Raw genomic sequence first — 18498 nt, forward strand, 5'->3', positions numbered from 1 at the left:
GGCGCAAAGTGGTGGGGGGCTCTTGCCCTCAACCGACCACCGGAATGCGTGAGTTCGTCAGGAGGCTAGGAGAGTGGCCCGATCCCGCGCAGTCGCGCGCGTACCGGAGCACCGATGCACGGGGTCGCACACCCGTCCGAACGATCAGTGCAGGGCGGACCGGATCGCGGCGTCGGCGCCGGGGAAGGCGAACGTGAAGCCGGAGTCCAGCAGGCGGGCGGGCAGCACCCGCTGACTGCCCAGCACGTCCCCGGCGAACTCGCCCAGCGCGACCCGCAGCGCCGGCGCGGGCACCGGGAACAGCGTCGGCCGCCGCAGCACACGCCCCATCGCGGCGGTCACCTCGGCGTTGGTGGCGGGCGCGGGACCGGTCAGGTTCACCGGCCCGGACAGCTCCGGGGTGTCCAGGATGTGCCGCAGCGCCGCGATGTGGTCGTGCAGCGCGATGAAGCTCCAGTACTGCCGCCCGTCGCCCAGCCGGCCGCCGAGGCCCGCCCGGAACAGCGGGAAGAGCCGGCCCCATGCGCCGCCCTCCTGGGCCACCACCAGGCCGGTGCGGGCGTGCACCGTACGCACCCCCGCCTCCTCGGCGGCCGCGGTGGCCTCCTCCCACTCCACGCACACCGACGGCAGGAACCCGTCGCCGGGAGGCGCGTCCTCGTCGACCGCCCGGTCGCCGGTGTCCCCGTAGAAGCCGATCGCGGACCCGGACAGCAGCACGGCGGGCGGGGTGTCGAGCGAGGCGACGGCGTCCGCGATGGCGGCGGTGCCCAGCACCCGGCTGTCCCGGATCTCCCTCTTGTACGCGTCGGTCCAGCGGTGGTCGCCGACCCCGGCCCCGGCGAGGTGGACGACGGCGTCGCAGCCGACCAGGCCGGCCACGTCCACGTACTCGCGCTTCGGGTCCCACTCCACCTCGTCGCCGGCCCGCGCGGGGTGGCGCACGAGGCGGACCACCTCGTGCCCGTCGGCGCGCAGCGAGCGCACGAGCGCCGCTCCGATGAGTCCGGTCGATCCGGTGACGGCGATACGGGAGTGCGGCATGGCGTCCATCCTGCCCCACCCGTGCCGCCGTACACGGCCGTGGCACAGTGGCGGCCATGACCGAATCCGCCATTCCCGCCGTCCCCGTCGTCCGCCGCGCCGTGCCCGGCGACGGCCCCGCCCTCGGCGAGCTGGACCGTGCCACCTGGTCGACGCTGCACGCGGTGCAGCCGCGCCCGCAGCCGCCGTACGAGCCGTTCTTCGACGAGCGGCACCCGCCCCGGGACATCCTGGTGGCGGAGACGCCGGACGAGTCGGGGGAGCCGGTGCCGGCCGGCTACATACGCGTGGTGCCGCCGACCCCGCTGGCCTGCAACGCGCACGTCCGGCAGATACAGGGCCTCGCCGTGGCGCACTGGGCGCGCGGCCGGGGGATCGGGCGGGCCCTGATCCGGGCGGCCTGCGCCGCGGCGCGCGACGAGGGCGCGAGCCGGATCACGCTGCGGGTCCTCGGCCACAACGCGCCCGCCCGCGCGCTGTACGAGGCGGAGGGCTTCACCGTCGAGGGCGTGCTGCCGGGCGAGTTCTTCCTGAACGGGCGGTACGTGGACGACGTGATGATGGGCCGCCCGCTCACCCCGTGACGGGCGCGCTCAGCCGCCGAACCGCTTCCACAGCGCGGGCAGCCGGGCCGCCAGGGCCGCGTCGTCGTCCGGGTCCAGCGGCGTGCCCTCCGGCTCGTCGGCCTGCGGCGGCAGTCCGAGGTCGGGCGCGACGACCCCGGTGAGCTGTTCGTACGCCTCGTCGGCCGCGTACCCCAGCTCCTCGCCGTCGCCGTCCAGCTCCTCGTCGAAGGAGTCGAGCAGCCCGGCCAGGGTGTCCGGGTCGTGCACGGCGCCCTCGAAGACCTCCCGGCCCCGGCCGATCAGCCAGCAGCGGAAGTAGTCGAAGGCGTCGTCGCCCGCGCCGCCGAGCAGGATGGCCGCCGCGCCCCACAGGTCCCAGCGGTAGGCGCGGTTGAAGCGGGCCTCGAAGTGCCGGGCGAAGTCCAGCACGGATTCGGGGTCGAGCAGCACCAGCTTGTCGATGAGCAGGTCGGCGTGGTCCTCGGGGTCGCCGTCGGCGGCCTCGCGCGTGCTGTCGATCAGCTCCCAGAACTCGGTCTCGTCCATCACGGGTCCAGCATCTGCCCTCGGGGCGGCCCGCGCACGCCCAGACACCGATCCGGACCCGTCAGGGCGTGCCCCCGTAGAGGGCGTGCAGGCGGGCCGCGGCCGCCGCGAACCTCTCCCGCAGGGCGGGCGGTTCCAGGACCTCCAACTCCGGTCCGAGGCCCAGCAGCTGGCCGTACGCGACGTCCGGGGACTCGACCGCCAGGGTGACGGTGACCCGGCCGTCCCCGTCGGGCGCCCCGGCCGCCTCCAGCGCCTCCCGGGCGGCGGCCCGGTCCACGATGTGCGGCAGCCGCCGCACGGCCGCCTCCGAGAGCCGCAGCGTCACCTCCGTACGCAGCAGGGAGCGGGCGAACGCGGCCGAGCGCTCTTCCCAGAAGGCGGGCAGGTCGAAACCCTCGTCCCGGACGAACGGCGTACCCGAGACGGTCACGGCGGTGAACCGGTCGATGCGGTAGACCCGGAACTCGTCGTCCGCACGGGCGCACAGGTACCAGACGCCCGCCTTCAGGACGAGCCCGTACGGGGCCAGCTCCCGTTCGGCGTCGGTGTCCCGGCCGGCCCGGCGGTAGCGGGCGAGCAGCAGCCGGTCGCGCCACACGGCGTCGGCCACGGCGGGCAGCAGGTCGGGGGTGACCGGCTCCTGGTACCAGCCGGGCGCGTCCAGGTGGAAGCGCCGGCCGGCCCCCGCCGGGGCGTCCCGCAGCGCGGGGGTCAGGGCCGCCGACACCTTGAGCCGGGCGGCCGACGCGGCGTCCGCGAGCCCCATCTCGCGCAGGGCGGAGGGCAGGCCGGACAGGAAGAGCGCCTCGGCCTCGTCGCGGGCGAGACCGGTCAGCCCGGTGCGGTAGCCGCCGACGAGCCGGTAGCCGCCGGCCCGGCCCCGCTCCGCGTACACCGGGACACCGGCCTCGGAGAGGGCCTGGGCGTCCCGCGTGACGGTCCGCTCGGACACCTCCAGCTCCCGGGACAGCTCGGCGGCGGTCATGCCGGGGCGGGCCTGGAGGAGCAGCACCATACGGATCAGCCGGGCAGCACGCATGCGGCCATTGTGGCTGGACTGTGGCGCGGCAGAATCAGGCCCGTCCGGCGATTGAGGACAAAGCCTCACCCCGGACGGGCCTGATCACGCTCAGAGACCGTAGCGGTCCCGGGCCTCCTTGACGGCGGTCGCCGGCACCTCGCCGCGCCGGGCCAGCTGGGCCAGCGTGGCGACGACGACGGACTGGGCGTCGACGCCGAAGTGGCGGCGGGCCGCGTCACGGGTGTCGGAGAGACCGAAGCCGTCCGTGCCGAGCGAGGACCAGTCCTGCTCGACCCACTGGCTGATCTGGTCCGGCACCGCGCGCATCCAGTCGCTGACCGCGACGACGGGACCCGGAGCGCCCTCCAGCGCCTGCGTCACGTACGGCACCCGTTCCTCGCCGCGGAGCAGCGCCTCGTCGCACTCCAGCGCCTCGCGGCGCAGCTCGCCCCAGGACGTCGCGGACCAGACGTCGGCCGTGACACCCCAGTCGGCGGCAAGCAGCTCCTGGGCCTCCAGGGCCCAGTGGATCGCCGTACCGGAGGCCAGCAGCTGGGCGCGGGGGGCGTCCGCCGCGCCGGGCGTGCCCTCCTTGAAGCGGTACAGGCCCTTGACGATGCCCTCCTCGACGCCTTCCGGCATCGCGGGCTGCTGCTTCGGCTCGTTGTAGACCGTCAGGTAGTAGAAGACGTCCTCGGCCTCGGGGCCGTACATCCGCCGCAGGCCGTCCTTGACGATGACCGCGATCTCGTACGCGAACGCCGGGTCGTAGTTGAGCGACGCCGGGTTGGTGGCGGCGATCAGGTGCGAGTGGCCGTCCGCGTGCTGGAGGCCCTCGCCCGTCAGGGTCGTACGGCCGGCGGTGGCGCCGACGATGAAGCCCTTGCCGAGCTGGTCGGCGAGCTGCCACATCTGGTCGCCGGTCCGCTGCCAGCCGAACATCGAGTAGAAGATGTAGAACGGGATCATCGTCTCGCCGTGCGTCGCGTACGACGACGCGGCGGCGATGAAGTCGGCCATGGCGCCGGCCTCGGTGATCCCCTCGTTGAGGATCTGGCCGTCCTTGGCCTCCTTGTAGTACATCAGCTGGTCGCGGTCGACCGGCTCGTACGTCTGGCCCAGCGGCGAGTAGATGCCGGCGGAGGGGAACAGCGACTCCATGCCGAAGGTGCGGGCCTCGTCCGGGACGATCGGCACCCAGCGCTTGCCGGTCTGCTTGTCCCGCATCAGGTCCTTGACCAGGCGGACGAAGGCCATGGTGGTGGCCATCTCCTGCTTGCCGGAGCCCTTCTTGAGCGCGGCGAACGCGCGCTCCTCGGGCTCGGGCAGCGCCACCGCGTGCACCCGGCGGGCCGGGGCGGGGCCGCCGAGGGCGGCGCGGCGCTCCTGGAGGTAGCGGACCTCGGGGGAGTCGGCGCCCGGGTGGCCGTAGGGGACCAGGCCGTCGGCGAAGGCGCTGTCCGGGATCGGGAGGCCGAGCAGCTCGCGCATGCCCTTGAACTCGTCGATCGACAGCTTCTTCATCTGGTGGTTGGCGTTCTTGGACTCGAAGCCCTTGCCGAGCGTGTAGCCCTTCACCGTCTGGGCGAGGATCACGGTCGGCGCGCCCTTGTGCTCGACGGCCGCGCGGTAGGCCGCGTACACCTTGCGGGCCTCGTGGCCGCCGCGGGAGGTGTAGAAACACTCGGCGATCTTCGCGTCGGTGAGCAGTTTCGCCAGCTCGGCGAGAGCGGGTTCGGCGCCGAAGAAGTGCTCGCGGATGTACGCGACGTCGCGGGTGGCGTATGTCTGGAACTGCGCGTCCGGTACCTCGCGCAGCCGGCGTACCAGCGCGCCCGTGGTGTCGAGCTGGAACAGCTCGTCCCAGGCGTTGCCCCAGAGCGTCTTGATGACGTTCCAGCCGGCGCCGCGGAAGGCGCCCTCCAGCTCCTGCACGACGCGGAAGTTGGCGCGGACCGGACCGTCGAGGCGCTGCAGGTTGCAGTTGATGACGAAGGTCAGGTTGTCGAGCTTCTCGCGGGCCGCCAGCGCGAGGGCGGCGGTCGACTCGGGCTCGTCCATCTCGCCGTCGCCCAGGAAGGCCCAGACGTGCGAGTTCGACGTGTCCTTGATGTTGCGGTTGGCGAGGTAGCGGTTGAAGCGCGCCTGGTAGATCGCCGAGAGCGGGCCGAGGCCCATGGAGACCGTGGGGAACTCCCACAGCCAGGGCAGCCGCCGCGGGTGCGGGTAGGAGGGCAGACCGTCGCCGCCCGCCTCCTGGCGGAAGTTGTCGAGCTGCTGCTCGCTGAGCCGGCCGTCGAGGAAGGCGCGGGCGTAGATGCCGGGGGAGGCGTGGCCCTGCACGTACAGCTGGTCGCCGGAGCCGTCCCCCTCCTTGCCGCGGAAGAAGTGGTTGAAGCCGGTCTCGTACAGCCAGGCCGCCGAGGCGAAGGTGGCGATGTGGCCGCCGACGCCGAAGCGGGCGCCACGGGTGACCATCGCGGCCGCGTTCCAGCGGTTCCACGCGGTGATCCTCGACTCCATCTCCAGGTCACCGTCGAAGTCGGGCTCCGCGGCGGTCGGGATGGAGTTGACGTAGTCGGTCTCCAGCAGCTTGGGCAGCGCGAGACCGGCGCCCTCGGCGTGCTGGAGCGAGCGCCGCATGAGGTACGCGGCACGGTGCGGGCCCGCGGCCTTGGTGACGGCATCCAGGGAGGCCGCCCATTCAGCGGTCTCCTCGGGGTCGCGGTCCGGGAGCTGGTCGAGCTCGCTCGGAAGCTTTCCTACGGGGTCGGTCATGATCGCCGCCTTCCGGTGAGGAGGGGGGTGGAGAAGTCCCTGACTGGCAGGACAGGGCGATGGGGCCGGTGGGCCCGCGAAGTGAACTGTAAGTCGCCGATCGATGATCGATCAAAGGATGAAAGGGAAAACTTCTCGATATGAAGAAAGTGGCATGCGGTGCCATGAAACGGGGCACCGAGTGACGGGATTTACCCGCCAAAACGGGCGCTCACCTGTACAGGAGAGCGCCCGGGGTGACAGATGCGCAGAGCGCCGGACCGCGCCTCAGGCGCGCGGCGCGCATCCCAGGACGTGGGCCTTCACGAGCGCCCCTATGTCCGGGTCCTTGCGCAGGAACGCGTCGATGAGGGCCTCGTGCTCCTCCGCGTACGACTTCTGCACCGTCCCCAGCCACCGGATCGACAGCGCCGTGAACACCTCGATGCCCAGCCCCTCCCAGGTGTGCAGCAGCACCGCGTTGCCCGCCGCCCGCACCAGCTCCCGGTGGAAGCCGACCGTGTGCCTGACCTGCGCCTCGCCGTCCGCCCGCCGGTCCGCCTCGTACAGCGCCGCCACGTGCGGCGCCAGCAGCGAGCAGTCCTCGCCGAGTCCGGGGGCCGCCAGCTCGGCGGCGATCTGCTCCAGGCCCGCCCGTACGGGGTAGCTCTCCTCCAGGTCCGCGGCGGTGAGGTTGCGGACCCGGACGCCCTTGTTGGGGGCCGACTCGATCAGCCGCAGCGTCTCCAGCTCCCGCAGCGCCTCGCGCACGGGCGTCTGGCTGACCTCCAGCTCGGTGGCGATGCGCCGCTCCACGATCCGCTCGCCCGGCTTCCAGCGCCCGCTGACGATCCCCTCCACGATGTGCTCGCGGATCTGTTCGCGCAGCGAGTGGACGACGGGCGGGGTCATGACGGGCTCCTTCGGACAGACCGGTACGCCTGCACCGGGCACGGTGGCCGGGGCGACCGGTGGTGTCTAGACAATACGGCGGCGCCCCCGCCCGGAAGTGTTCCGGACGGGGGCGCCGATCGTGAGGCTGGTTACAGGCCGAGCCGTTTACAGGCCGAGCTCGACCTCGAACTCGCCGGCCTCCAGGATCGCCTTGACCGCGGTCAGGTAGCGGGCGGCGTCCGCGCCGTCCACCAGACGGTGGTCGTAGGAGAGCGACAGGTACGTCATGTCGCGGACACCGATCACGGTGCCCTCCTCGGTCTCGATGACCGCGGGGCGCTTCACGGTGGCGCCGATGCCCAGGATGGCCGCCTGGTTCGGCGGCACGATGACCGTGTCGAACAGCGCACCGCGCGAGCCGGTGTTGCTGATGGTGAAGGTGGCACCGGACATGTCGTCCGGGGTCAGGCCGCCACCGCGGGCCTTGCCGGCCAGCTCGGCGGTCTTCTTCGAGATGCCGGCGATGTTGAGGTCGCCCGCGCCCTTGATGACCGGGGTCATCAAGCCCTTCTCGGCGTCCACGGCGATGCCGATGTTCTCCGAGTCGAAGTACGTGATCGTGCCTTCGTCCTCGTTGATCCGGGCGTTGACGACCGGGTGGGCCTTCAGCGCCTGGGCGGCGGCCTTGACGTAGAACGGCATCGGGGAGAGCTTGACGCCCTCACGGGCCGCGAAGCCGTCCTTCGCCTTGGCGCGCAGCTTCATCAGCTTCGTGACGTCGACCTCGACGACCGAGGTCAGCTGGGCCTGCGAGTGCAGCGCCTTCATCATGTTGTCGCCGATGACCTTGCGCATGCGGGTCATCTTGACCGTCTGACCGCGCAGCGGGGAGGCCTCCAGCTTCGGCGCCTTGGAGGAGGCGGCCGGAGCAGCGGCAGCGGCGGGCGCCGGGGCAGCGGCGGCGGCCTTGGCGGCCTCCGCGGCGGCGACGACGTCCTGCTTGCGGATACGGCCACCGACGCCGGTGCCCTTCACCGAGCCCAGGTCGACGCCGTTCTCGGCGGCGAGCTTGCGGACCAGCGGCGTGACGTACGCGCCGTCGTCACCGGAGGTCGCGGCCGGGGCGGGTGCCTGGGCCGGGGCGGGCGCCGGGGCCGGGGCGGGAGCCGCCGGAGCCGGAGCCGGGGCGGCCTGGGCGGGGGCGGGCTGAGCCGGGGCCGGGGCGGGCGCGGCGGGGGCCGGAGCCGGTTCCGGCGCGGGGGCCGGGGCGGGCTGGGCCGGAGCCTCCTGGGCGGGGGCGGCCTGAGCCGGGGCCGGGGCCTCGGCCGGGGCGGCGCCGGGCGCACCGATGACGGCGAGCTTGGCGCCGACCTCGGCGGTCTCGTCCTCGCCGACCACGATCTCCAGCAGCACACCGGCGACCGGGGCGGGGATCTCGGTGTCGACCTTGTCCGTGGAGACCTCGAGCAGCGGCTCGTCCTCCGCGACCTCCTCGCCGACCTCCTTCAGCCAGCGGGTGACGGTGCCCTCGGTGACGCTCTCGCCGAGCGCCGGGAGGGTGACGTCGGTGCCGGAGGCGGAGGACGCGCCGGCGGTGTCCTGGGCGCTCGGGGCCTCGGCCGGAGCCTCGGTCTCGGTCGACGGGGCGGCCGGGGCCTCGGAGGCGGCCGGGGCCGGAGCCGCGGCAGGCTCGGCGGCCGGGGCGGACTCGGCGGCCGGGGCGCCCGAGCCGTCGTCGATGACGGCCAGCTCGGCGCCGACCTCGACGGTCTCGTCCTCGGCGACCTTGATGGACGACAGGATGCCCGAGGCGGGGGCCGGGATCTCGGTGTCGACCTTGTCGGTCGAGACCTCGAGCAGCGGCTCGTCGGCCTCGACGCGCTCGCCCTCGGCCTTCAGCCAGCGGGTGACAGTGCCCTCGGTGACGCTCTCGCCGAGCGCCGGAAGGGTTACGGAAACCGACATGGTTTCAGTTGCTCCTAACGAAAATGCGGAAGTGGTCGGTCGTCGCGCCCGTCGACGGGTCAGTCGTGGGAGTGAAGCGGCTTGCCGGCGAGCGCCAGGTGCGCCTCGCCCATCGCCTCGTTCTGCGTCGGGTGGGCGTGGATGAGCTGGGCCACCTCGGCGGGCAGCGCCTCCCAGTTGTAGATCAGCTGGGCTTCGCCGACCTGCTCGCCCATACGGTCACCGACCATGTGGACGCCGACCACGGCACCGTCCTTGACCTGGACGAGCTTGATCTCGCCCGCGGTCTTGAGGATCTTGCTCTTGCCGTTGCCCGCGAGGTTGTACTTCAGCGCGACGACCTTGTCCGCGCCGTAGAGCTCCTTGGCCTTGGCCTCGGTGATGCCGACGGAGGCGACCTCGGGGTGGCAGTACGTGACCCGGGGGACACCGTCGTAGTCGATCGGGACGGTCTTCAGTCCGGCCAGCCGCTCCGCGACGAGGATGCCCTCGGCGAAGCCGACGTGCGCCAGCTGGAGCGTCGGGACCAGGTCGCCCACGGCGGAGATCGTCTCCACGTTGGTCCGCATGTACTCGTCGACCAGGACGTAGCCGCGGTCCATGGCGACCCCGGCCTCCTCGTAGCCCAGGCCCTGCGAGACCGGGCCGCGGCCGATCGCGACCAGCAGCACCTCCGCCTCGAAGGTCTTGCCGTCGGCGAGGGTCACGCGGACGCCGTCCTGCGTGTACTCGGCGCTCTGGAAGAACGTGCCGAGGTTGAACTTGATGCCGCGCTTGCGGAAGGCGCGCTCAAGAAGCTTCGAGCTGTTCTCGTCCTCGACCGGGACGAGGTGCTTCAGGCCCTCGACGATGGTCACGTCGCTGCCGAAGGAGGTCCACGCCGAGGCGAACTCGACGCCGATGACGCCGCCGCCCAGCACGATCGCGGACTTCGGGACGCGGTCCAGCTTCAGCGCGTGGTCCGAGGAGATGATGCGGTTGCCGTCGATCTCGAGACCCGGGAGCGACTTCGGCACGGAGCCGGTCGCCAGGAGCACGTGGCGGCCCTGGATGCGCTGGCCGTTCACGTCCACCGAGGTGGGGGAGGAGAGCCGGCCCTCGCCCTCGATGTAGTGCACCTTGCGGGAGGCGACGAGACCCTGCAGACCCTTGTACAGGCCGGAGATCACGTCGTCCTTGTACTTGTGGACGGCCGCCATGTCGATGCCCTCGAAGGTGGCCTTCACGCCGAACTGCGCGGATTCGCGGGCCTGGTCCGCGATCTCGCCGGCGTGCAGCAGGGCCTTCGTGGGAATGCAGCCGTTGTGCAGGCAGGTGCCGCCGACCTTGCCCTTCTCGATCAGAGCGACGTCCAGGCCCAGCTGCGCTCCGCGCAGGGCCGCGGCGTACCCGCCGCTGCCACCGCCGAGGATCACTAGGTCGAAAACGGTGCTGGCGTCGTTCGCCACGTCACGTCCTCCATGCATGTGCGCCGTACGCCGGGCCCCGTCCTCGGGGTGCTACCGGCCGGTCGGCTGGTGTGCGGCCGCTTTGTCTTCGGCCCTGTGGTGGGGGCCCTGTCCTGCCGAGAACCCATCTTCGCACTTGTTGACGGTGGGCGGGACGCGGGGCCCGTGTCCGGGACGGATGATCGACCGTCCCGGTGGATTACCGCTGCGTAGGGAACAGGGGATTTCGTCGAGAGCGAAACCGCCCCGGTCCCTGTGCCGTGGGGGGAACACGTACGGCCCCGGACGTATGCCCGGGGCCGTGTCGCAGCCGCTGCCTCAGCCGAGGTCGCCGGCCGCGGTGCGCTCCGCCAGCTTCACCAGCGTGCGGACCGCGGAACCGGTGCCGCCCTTCGGGGTGTAGCCGTACGGCGCGCCCTCGTGGAAGGCCGGGCCCGCGATGTCCAGGTGCGCCCAGGCGATGCCCTCGCCCACGAACTCCTTCAGGAACAGACCGGCCACCAGGCCGCCGCCCATCCGCTCGCCCATGTTGGCGATGTCGGCGGTCGGGGAGTCCATGCCCTTGCGCAGGTCGGCCGGGAGCGGCATCGGCCAGGAGGCCTCGCCGACCTCCTCCGCGATCTCGTGGATCGAGGTACGGAAGGCGTCGTCGTTGGACATGATGCCGAAGGTGCGGTTGCCCAGGGCCAGCACCATCGCGCCGGTCAGGGTCGCCACGTCGACGATCGCGTCCGGGGCTTCCTCGGAGGCGCGGGTCAGCGCGTCGGCGAGGACGAGCCGGCCCTCGGCGTCGGTGTTGAGGACCTCGACGGTCTTGCCGCTGTACATGCGCAGGACGTCACCGGGGCGGGTGGCGGTGCCCGACGGCATGTTCTCGGCGAGCGCCAGCCAGCCGGTGACGTTGACGCGCAGGCCGATGCGGGCGGCCGCGACGACGGTCGCGAACACGGCGGCGGCGCCGGCCATGTCGCACTTCATCGTCTCGTTGTGGCCGGCCGGCTTCAGCGAGATGCCGCCCGAGTCGTAGGTGATGCCCTTGCCCACGAGGGCCAGGGTCTTCTCCGCCTTCGGGTGCGTGTACGCGAGCTTCACCAGGCGCGGGCCGCGGGCCGCGCCCTGGCCGACGCCGAGGATGCCGCCGAAGCCGCCCTTGACGAGCGCCTTCTCGTCGAGCACCTGCACCTTGATGCCGTGCTCCTTGCCGGCGGCGGTGGCCACGGCGGCGAAGGACTCGGGGTACAGGTCGTTAGGCGGGGTGTTGACCAGGTCGCGGGCGCGGTTGATCTCCTCGGCGAGGGCGATCGCGCGCTCGGCGGCGGCCTTGAACGCCTTGTCGCGCGGCTTGGCGCCGAGCACGGCGACCTCGGCCAGCGCCTGCTTGGCACCGGCGGCCTTCGCGTCCTTGGGGGCGAGCTTGTTCTCTCCGGCCTGGTAGGCGGTGAAGGCGTACGCGCCGAGCAGGGCGCCCTCCGCGATGGCCTCGGCGTCCTCGACGGAGCCGATGGGCAGCGCGAAGCCGGCCTTCTTGGAGCCGGTCAGCGAGCGGGCGGCCGCGCCGGCGGCCCGGCGCAGCGCCTCCGCGTCGTACGCGCCGTCCTTCTCGGGGGCCTTGCCGAGGCCGGCCGCGATGACGACCGGGACCTTCAGGCCCTCGGGGGCGGGGACCTTCGTCAGCTCGCCCTCGGCACCGGAGGCGCCCAGGGTCGCCAGGACGGCGGCGAGCTTCCCGCCGAACGCCTTGTCCACGGCCTCGGCGCCCGGTGCGAGGACGAGGTCCCCGGACTTGGTTCCAGCGCCCTTGGCGACGCCCACGACGAGGGCGTCGGCGCGCAGCGTCGCCGCACCGGCAGTGCTGAGAGTGAGAGCAGTCACGGTGGTGAAATCTCGCTTCCGTTGAGTTCATTTCCGGTCGATGGGGTGGGCCGACCGTGCCCGGCGCATCGTAGACGCCGCCGCAACGCGCCGGGAATGAGCCTACGCGCGCCTTTGCCGCCCGATCACGGCGGCGGGCCGTAGGCGGTGCGCGCGAGGTGCGCGGCCGTCGTTACGGTGGTGGTCCCGGGAAGATCGTCCCGGCGGACATGGGGGAACGATGCGCGACCGGACGGCCGCACGGGTGGGCGGGGCTCTCGCCGTCACCGCACTGATGGTGCTCACGACGCTCACGGGCTGCTCCTCGGAGCATGAACGGGCCCCGGCGGGGAAGGAACCCGCCTCCGCGCGGCCCTCGTCGGCGCGCTGGCAGCCGGAGCCGGGCACGGACTGGCAGTGGCAGCTCTCGGGGAAGCTCGACACGTCGGTGGACGCCCCGGTGTACGACATCGACGGCTTCGACCGTACGGCGGCCCAGGTCGCCGAGCTCCACCGTGAGGGGCGCAAGGTCATCTGCTACCTGTCCACCGGCGCCTGGGAGGACTTCCGCCCGGACGCGGCCCGTTTCCCCACCGCCGTGCTCGGGAAGGGCAACGGCTGGAAGGGCGAGCGCTGGCTCGACATCCGGCGCACCGAGGTCCTGGAGCCGCTGATGGAGACCCGGATCGCCATGTGCGCGAAGAAGGGTTTCGACGCGGTCGAGCCGGACAACATGGACGGCTACCGCAACAGGAGCGGCTTCCCGCTGACCGCCGCCGACCAGCTGCGCTACAACCGCCTGATCGCCCGCATGGTCCACCGCCACGGCATGGCCGTCGGCCTGAAGAACGACCTGGCGCAGATCCCGGAGCTGGTCGGGGACTTCGACTTCGCGGTCAACGAGCAGTGCGCCCAGTACGAGGAGTGCGAGGAGCTGACCCCGTTCGTGAAGGCCGGCAAGGCGGTCTTCCACGCGGAGTACGAGCTGCCGGCGGCGAAGTTCTGCGCACAGTCCCGGAAGCTGCGGCTCAGCTCGCTGCGCAAGGAGTACGAGCTGGACCCGTGGCGCGAGACGTGCGCCGGGGCCTGACCGGCCCGCCGGCTCAGCCCAGCGCCAGGCAGACCAGCGCCGCCGTCGCGGCCGTCTCCGCCAGGGCCCCGAAGACGTCCCCGGTCACCCCGCCGAACCGCCGCACGCAGTGCCGCAGCAGCAGTTCGGCCACCACCAGGGCCACCAGGACCGCCAGGCCGTGGCGCAGCGCCCCGTACCCGCCGAACAGCGCCCCCGCGCCCGCGCAGGCGGCCACCACCACGAGCGAGACGGCCGCCGCCCCGGCCACCGGGACCGTGGAGGCGACGGCCGCGCCCAGGCCCTCCGGCCGGGCCGCCGGGACGCCGCGCCGGGAGGCCAGGGTCAGCGCGAGCCGGGCGACGACGGCGGAGACGACGGCCGCCGCCGCGCCGTGCGCCCAGTCCTGCGCGTACAGCTGCTGAAGGACCGCCACCTGGGCCAGCAGGACGAACAGCAGGGTGATCACGCCGAAGGGGCCGATGTCCGACTGTTTCATGATGCGCAGCGCTTCGTCGGCCGGTCTGCCGCTGCCCAGGCCGTCGGCGGTGTCCGCGAGACCGTCGAGGTGGAGCCCCCGGGTGAGGACGGCGGGCACCGCGGCGGAGACGACCGCGGCGAGCAGCGGGCCCGCACCGGCCCACAGCAGCAGGCTGCCGGGGAGCGCCGCGAGCACCCCGACGACGAGTCCGGCCAGCGGCGCGCACAGCATCCCGGCGCGGGCGGCCCCCCGGTCCCAGCGGGTGACGCGGACGGGGAGCACGGTCAGGGTGCCGAAGGCGAAACGCAGGCCGTGGCTGTTCAGGGAGGTCACGGCGCGCAGGCTAATCGGTGGGGGCGGCCGCTAGATTGTCCGAATGCCGCATAACGGGGCACAGGCGGACGAGTGGGAGTGCGTGGCATGGGTCACTGGTTCAATCAGAACTTCGTGGAGCCGGGCAAGCTGCCCCTGCTTCTGGCCCTGACCGCCTTCGTGCTGACGTTCGCGATCACCCGGCTCATCACCCGGATGATCCGGGCCGGGAAGGGGCCGTTCCGCAACATCACGCCCGGCGGCGTCCACATCCACCACGTGGTGCCCGGCGTGGTGCTGAGCGTCGTCGGCGGATTCGGAGCGGTGGCGAGCGGGCGGCACGGGGTCACGGCCGGGATCTGCGCGGTCGTCTTCGGCGTCGGCGCGGGCCTCGTGCTCGACGAGTTCGCCCTGATCCTCTACCTGGACGACGTGTACTGGACCGAGGAGGGGCGCCGGAGCGTGGAGGTCGTCGTGCTCACGGCGGCCCTGGTGCTGCTGGTGCTCGGCGGATTCTCCCCGCTGGGCGTGAACGACCTGAGCGACGATCAGGAGCAGGGCCGGCTCGGGGCCGTGCTCACCGTCGTCATCAACTTCTGCTTCGTGCTCATCACCCTGTTCAAGGGCAAGGCGCGGATGGCGGTGGTCGGCACACTGGTCCCGTTCGTGGCGCTGGTCGGGGCGGTACGGCTGGCCCGGCCGACCTCGCTGTGGGCGCGGCGGTTCTACCGCAACCGGCACCGGGCCCGCTCCCGCGCGGTGCTGCGGGCCTACCACCACGACGTCCGCTGGGCCGGCCCGCGCCGCAGGTTTCAGGACCTGATCGGCGGGGCCCCGGACCGGTCCCCCCTCCCGCCCTCCAAGCCCTGACGGCCCCTCAACGCCCGTGAGGTGCACAGAAGAAGTGCCACAGCGACTGCCGCCAGGTGCTCCCGGCCCGCCAGGTTGTCCTCGAACACGGCCTCGGCCACCATCGCCGCGATCACCAGCGCCCCGGTGAACCTGGCCCCGTACGCGCAGCAGACGCAGACCGCCAGCGCCACCACCGCCGCCGACGGGCCGGTGTCCACGAGCCGCGCGTCCGACGCGGGCAGCCCGAGGAACGCCTCCGGCCCGGCCGCGATACCGATCCGCGCGTACAGCGTCCCGGCCAGCGTCGCCGCGTACGCGATCAGCAGCGTCCGCCACCGGCCGAGGCAGATCTCCGCCGCCCCGAACACCACCAGCATCTGCACCAACGCGCCCCACACCGGCAGGTCCAGCGCGGGTACGAACAGCGACAACGGGGTACGCAGCAGGGCCACCCCGAGCGGATCGTCCGCCCGGACCGCGCCGAGCGTCTGCACCGGCCCGTAGCCCCGGGGCCGGTTCTGCACCACCTGGAGCAGCGCAGTCAGGGCCACCGACGCCAGGGTCAGGGGCACGGCCCGCGGTCCTCGGGCGGCGAGCCGCGCCCGTACGGCCGAGCAGAGCGGGCCCCACTCCCGGCGGGCCGCCCGGCCCGGGGCGCGTACGGCTCTCATCCACGCGGTCCGGGCGGGAGGGCGCGGGTCCGGGCCAGCCGGGAGCGGTGCAGCCACTTGGGCAGGCCCGGGGCCTCCAGAAACCCTTCGGCGCGGCCGGCCGCGACACCGATGCGCAACAGGTCGGCGCTCTTCTCGAAGAGCAGGAACCGGGGCTCCCAGATCGGGCGGTACTTGGCGTTGGCGCGGTACAGCGACTCGATCTGCCACCACCGCGAGAAGAAGCTGAGCAGCGACCGCCACATCCGGAGCACCGGACCGGCGCCCAGCCGCGACCCGCGCTCGAAGACCGAACGGAACATCGCGAAGTTCAGCGACACCTGCTTCACACCCAGCTTCCCGGCCCGCTGGAGGAGTTCGATGACCATGAACTCCATCAGCCCGTTCTCGGCATCCCGGTCACGGCGCATCAGGTCCAGCGAGAGGCCGTTCGGGCCCCACGGCACGAAGCTCAGCAGGGCCCGCAGCTCGCCCGGCGCACCGTCACCGGACGGGGCGTCACGGCACTCCAGCATCAAGCACTGCCCGTCGGCCGGGTCGCCGAGCCGGCCCAGCGCCATCGAGAAGCCGCGTTCGGTCACCCCGTCCCGCCAGTCGTCCGCGCGGCGCACCAGCTCCGCCATCTCGGCCTCCGGGATCTCCGCGTGCCGGCGCACCGTCACCTCGTAACCCGCCCGCCGCACCCGGTTGTACGCCTGGCGCACGGTCCGCATCGCACGGCCCTCCAGGGTGAACTCGGCCGTCTCCACGATGGCCTCGTCGCCCAGTTCCAGGGCGTCCAGGCCGTGCCGGGCGTAGACCGTGCCGGCCTCCTCGCTCGCGCCCATCACCGCCGGGATCCAGCCGTGTTCGCGGGCCTCGGCCAGCCACGGCGCGATCGCGCCCGGCCAGGCCTCCGGGTCCCCGATCGGGTCACCGGACGCCAGCGACACCCCGCCGACGACCCGGTAGGCGACTGCCGCCTTGCGGGTGGGCGACCAGACCGCGCTCTTCTCACGGCGCAGCGCGAAGTAGCCCAGCGAGTCCCGTTCGCCGTGCTTGTCGAGCAGCGCCCGCAACGCCTCCTCGTCCTGCGGGGCGATCGGGTCGACCGCGCGCCGCGAGCGGAAGGCGGCCCAGACGACCGCGACGAGCAGCAGCGTGGACAGGACGTTGATGACGACGTTCACCCAGCCGGGCGCGGTGATCCCGGGGAAGCGGTAGTCGCTCGCCGCGACGGACACCAGCCGCAGCGCGCCGTAGCCCCAGCGGTCCAGGAACGTGGAGCGGTAGTCGTCCTGCGCGGTGTTGGTGACCGTGACCAGGCCCGCCGCGATCAGCGAGGTGACCAGCAGCCCGCCGACGGCCACCAGCGCCGCCAGCCTCGGGTTGGAGCGGTCGCCCTTCGCGTAGAACTCGCGCCGGCCCAGAACCAGCGCGACCACGAAGGCCGCGCTCAGCGCCAGCGAGATCCAGTTCTGCGCGTAGCCGCGGACCTCCGGGAAGCCGAACACGGCGGCGAGCAGCAGCAGCGTCAGCCCGCTGAGGACCATGTTGACGATCCACGCGGCCCGCTTGCGCCGGCGCATCGTCACGGCGAGGAAGAGCGCGACCACCCCGGAGGAGAAGCCCGCCGTCAGCAGATACGGGGTGAAGTAGTCGTCCGTGTTGTGGCGGCGCAGGTCTTGGCCGAAGGTGACCCAGACGGCGCTCAGGAAGTTCAGGAACGACACCACGCGCAGGTACCAGATGGTGAACGCCGCCCCGCGGCGTGAGCTCGGGGTGCCGGTCCGGCGGACGGCGTCCTTTCCGGATTCCTCGGCGGCCATTCGGACCTCTCCCATGAAAAGCGATCATATGGGGCATCGCGCTGCATGAGGGGGCGCTCCGCGGCCGGTGTCGGACGGCCGCGGAGCGGTGCCGCGATCAGTCAGTTTCGTCGTCCGTCGCGTCGTCCGTCGCGTCGTCCTTCTCGTCGTCCGGGCCGACCTCTTCCGCCTCGGGCTCGCGCTCGGGCAGCTCCGCCACGAGCGCGGCGGCGGCCTGGACGAAGGGAAGGGCGAGCAGCGCCCCGCACCCCTCGCCCACGATGACGCCGTGGTCGAGCACGGGGTTGAGCGCCATCCGGTCGAGCGCCTTGGCCTGCGCCGGCTCACCGCTCAGCTGACCCGCCAGCCACCAGTCCGGCGCCCGGAACGCGGCCCGCTGGCCGACCAGCGCCGCCGCCGCGCCCACCACGCCGTCCAGGACCACGGGCAGCCGGCGCACCGCGCACTGGAGCAGGAAGCCCGTCATCGCCGCCAGATCCGCGCCGCCCACCGTCGCCAGCAGCTCCAGCTGGTCGCCCAGCACCGGCCGGGCCCGGCGCAGCGCGTCGCGGATCGCCGCGCACTTGCGCATCCACGCCAGGTCGTCGATCCCCGCACCGCCGCGCCCGGTCACCACCGAGGCGTCCGTGCCGCAGAGCGCCGCGATCAGCGTGGCCGCCGCCGTCGTACCGCCCACGCTCAGGTCGCCGAGTACCACCAGGTCGGTGCCCGAGTCGGCCTCCTCGTCGGCCACCGCGATCCCGAGCCGCACCGCGGCCTCGGCTTCCTCGGCCGTCAGCGCGTCCTCGACGTCGATACGCCCGCTGCCGCGCCGGACCCGAGTCCGCACGACGGCCTCCGGCAGCAACTCCGGGTCGCAGTCGAGGCCGGCGTCGACGATCCGTACCGGCACGGAGAAGCGACGGGCCAGGACCGCCAGCGGGCTCGCCCCCTCCAGCGTGGCCCGGACCAGTTCGTGCGCGGTACCGGGAGTCCGGCCGGACACATCGAGCGCGGCCACCCCGTGGTCGCCCGCGAACAGCACCACGCGCGGCTGCTCGATCGGCCGCACCGGCGACGCCTGCTGAGCGGACGACAGCCACTCGCCCAGCTCGTCCAGGCGCCCGAGAGCACCCGGGGGCACGCGCAGCCGCTCCCGGCGTTCCTCGGCGTCGCGCCGGACACCCCCGTCGGGGCGTTCGATCAGGTCGGAGAAGTCGTCCAGATTCAC

General features: G+C 72.9%; 15 protein-coding genes. 3 read left to right on the forward strand and 12 right to left on the reverse strand.

What is annotated here, in order from left to right:
• Positions 1–144: 144 nt before the first annotated feature.
• On the reverse strand, positions 145–1044 hold the full coding sequence (locus BLW14_RS23325) for a TIGR01777 family oxidoreductase (protein ID WP_093709142.1): 900 nt from the start codon (positions 1042–1044) through the stop codon (positions 145–147).
• 56 nt (positions 1045–1100) lie between these two features.
• On the opposite strand from BLW14_RS23325, the gene BLW14_RS23330 reads away from it, so the two are divergent.
• Complete coding sequence (locus BLW14_RS23330; protein WP_093709143.1) at positions 1101–1628, forward strand: GNAT family N-acetyltransferase; 528 nt, start codon at positions 1101–1103, stop codon at positions 1626–1628.
• Between the two features lie 9 nt (positions 1629–1637).
• Here BLW14_RS23330 and BLW14_RS23335 read toward each other — a convergent pair whose 3' ends face one another.
• From BLW14_RS23335 to BLW14_RS23365, 7 genes are all read right to left on the reverse strand, one after another.
• On the reverse strand, positions 1638–2156 hold the full coding sequence (locus tag BLW14_RS23335; protein WP_093709144.1) for a DUF4240 domain-containing protein: 519 nt from the start codon (positions 2154–2156) through the stop codon (positions 1638–1640).
• A 61-nt stretch (positions 2157–2217) separates the two neighbouring features.
• On the reverse strand, positions 2218–3198 hold the full coding sequence (locus BLW14_RS23340; RefSeq protein WP_093709145.1) for a helix-turn-helix transcriptional regulator: 981 nt from the start codon (positions 3196–3198) through the stop codon (positions 2218–2220).
• 90 nt (positions 3199–3288) lie between these two features.
• A complete protein-coding gene (gene aceE / locus BLW14_RS23345; RefSeq protein WP_093709146.1) occupies positions 3289–5958 on the reverse strand; it encodes a pyruvate dehydrogenase (acetyl-transferring), homodimeric type in 2670 nt (889 codons plus the stop codon).
• A gap of 267 nt (positions 5959–6225) precedes the next feature.
• On the reverse strand, positions 6226–6849 hold the full coding sequence (locus BLW14_RS23350) for a GntR family transcriptional regulator (protein ID WP_093709147.1): 624 nt from the start codon (positions 6847–6849) through the stop codon (positions 6226–6228).
• A 147-nt stretch (positions 6850–6996) separates the two neighbouring features.
• Positions 6997–8796 (reverse strand): 2-oxoglutarate dehydrogenase, E2 component, dihydrolipoamide succinyltransferase, encoded by a 1800-nt coding sequence (gene sucB, locus BLW14_RS23355; protein ID WP_093709148.1) that lies wholly within the window; start codon positions 8794–8796, stop codon positions 6997–6999.
• 59 nt (positions 8797–8855) lie between these two features.
• Positions 8856–10244 (reverse strand): dihydrolipoyl dehydrogenase, encoded by a 1389-nt coding sequence (gene lpdA / locus BLW14_RS23360; RefSeq protein WP_177154075.1) that lies wholly within the window; start codon positions 10242–10244, stop codon positions 8856–8858.
• A gap of 318 nt (positions 10245–10562) precedes the next feature.
• A complete protein-coding gene (locus BLW14_RS23365; protein WP_093709150.1) occupies positions 10563–12116 on the reverse strand; it encodes a leucyl aminopeptidase in 1554 nt (517 codons plus the stop codon).
• A gap of 220 nt (positions 12117–12336) precedes the next feature.
• On the opposite strand from BLW14_RS23365, the gene BLW14_RS23370 reads away from it, so the two are divergent.
• A complete protein-coding gene (locus BLW14_RS23370) occupies positions 12337–13185 on the forward strand; it encodes an endo alpha-1,4 polygalactosaminidase (protein ID WP_093709151.1) in 849 nt (282 codons plus the stop codon).
• Between the two features lie 13 nt (positions 13186–13198).
• Here BLW14_RS23370 and BLW14_RS23375 read toward each other — a convergent pair whose 3' ends face one another.
• Positions 13199–13978 carry an adenosylcobinamide-GDP ribazoletransferase gene (locus BLW14_RS23375; RefSeq protein WP_093709152.1) on the reverse strand — a complete coding sequence of 260 codons (780 nt, stop codon included), beginning with the start codon at positions 13976–13978 and terminating at the stop codon, positions 13199–13201.
• An 87-nt stretch (positions 13979–14065) separates the two neighbouring features.
• Between BLW14_RS23375 and BLW14_RS23380 the strand changes: the two genes are divergently transcribed.
• The gene (locus BLW14_RS23380; protein ID WP_093709153.1) at positions 14066–14827 is read left to right on the forward strand and encodes a hypothetical protein; all 762 of its coding nucleotides are present in this window, start codon (positions 14066–14068) and stop codon (positions 14825–14827) included.
• On the opposite strand, the gene BLW14_RS23385 is transcribed toward BLW14_RS23380, so the two are convergent.
• The 3 genes from BLW14_RS23385 to BLW14_RS23395 all read right to left on the reverse strand — a co-directional run bounded on the left by BLW14_RS23385 (position 14770) and on the right by BLW14_RS23395 (position 18498).
• Positions 14770–15480, reverse strand: coding sequence for a hypothetical protein (locus tag BLW14_RS23385; RefSeq protein WP_093710828.1), 711 nt, complete (start codon positions 15478–15480; stop codon positions 14770–14772). The two genes, BLW14_RS23380 and BLW14_RS23385, sit on opposite strands and share 58 nt — an antisense overlap.
• Positions 15477–17303, reverse strand: coding sequence for a phosphatidylglycerol lysyltransferase domain-containing protein (locus BLW14_RS23390; RefSeq protein WP_177154076.1), 1827 nt, complete (start codon positions 17301–17303; stop codon positions 15477–15479). The genes BLW14_RS23385 and BLW14_RS23390 overlap by 4 nt, the downstream gene beginning before the upstream one ends.
• Before the next feature lie 82 nt (positions 17304–17385).
• Positions 17386–18498, reverse strand: coding sequence for a nicotinate-nucleotide--dimethylbenzimidazole phosphoribosyltransferase (locus BLW14_RS23395; protein WP_093709155.1), 1113 nt, complete (start codon positions 18496–18498; stop codon positions 17386–17388).

Origin of the sequence: Streptomyces sp. 2131.1 (genome assembly GCF_900105515.1) — a bacterium.
Lineage (GTDB): Bacteria > Actinomycetota > Actinomycetes > Streptomycetales > Streptomycetaceae > Streptomyces > Streptomyces drozdowiczii.

Bases quoted from the DNA above. Each gene is read 5' to 3' on its own strand.
- BLW14_RS23325 (WP_093709142.1), bottom strand. From the start codon at position 1,044: ATGCCGCACTCCCGTATCGCCGTCACCGGATCGACCGGACTCATCGGA.
- BLW14_RS23330 (WP_093709143.1), top strand. From the start codon at position 1,101: ATGACCGAATCCGCCATTCCCGCCGTCCCCGTCGTCCGCCGCGCCGTG.
- BLW14_RS23335 (WP_093709144.1), bottom strand. From the start codon at position 2,156: ATGGACGAGACCGAGTTCTGGGAGCTGATCGACAGCACGCGCGAGGCC.
- BLW14_RS23340 (WP_093709145.1), bottom strand. From the start codon at position 3,198: ATGCGTGCTGCCCGGCTGATCCGTATGGTGCTGCTCCTCCAGGCCCGC.
- aceE (WP_093709146.1), bottom strand. From the start codon at position 5,958: ATGACCGACCCCGTAGGAAAGCTTCCGAGCGAGCTCGACCAGCTCCCG.
- BLW14_RS23350 (WP_093709147.1), bottom strand. From the start codon at position 6,849: ATGACCCCGCCCGTCGTCCACTCGCTGCGCGAACAGATCCGCGAGCAC.
- sucB (WP_093709148.1), bottom strand. From the start codon at position 8,796: ATGTCGGTTTCCGTAACCCTTCCGGCGCTCGGCGAGAGCGTCACCGAG.
- BLW14_RS23370 (WP_093709151.1), top strand. From the start codon at position 12,337: ATGCGCGACCGGACGGCCGCACGGGTGGGCGGGGCTCTCGCCGTCACC.
- BLW14_RS23380 (WP_093709153.1), top strand. From the start codon at position 14,066: ATGGGTCACTGGTTCAATCAGAACTTCGTGGAGCCGGGCAAGCTGCCC.
- BLW14_RS23385 (WP_093710828.1), bottom strand. From the start codon at position 15,480: ATGAGAGCCGTACGCGCCCCGGGCCGGGCGGCCCGCCGGGAGTGGGGC.
- BLW14_RS23390 (WP_177154076.1), bottom strand. From the start codon at position 17,303: ATGGGAGAGGTCCGAATGGCCGCCGAGGAATCCGGAAAGGACGCCGTC.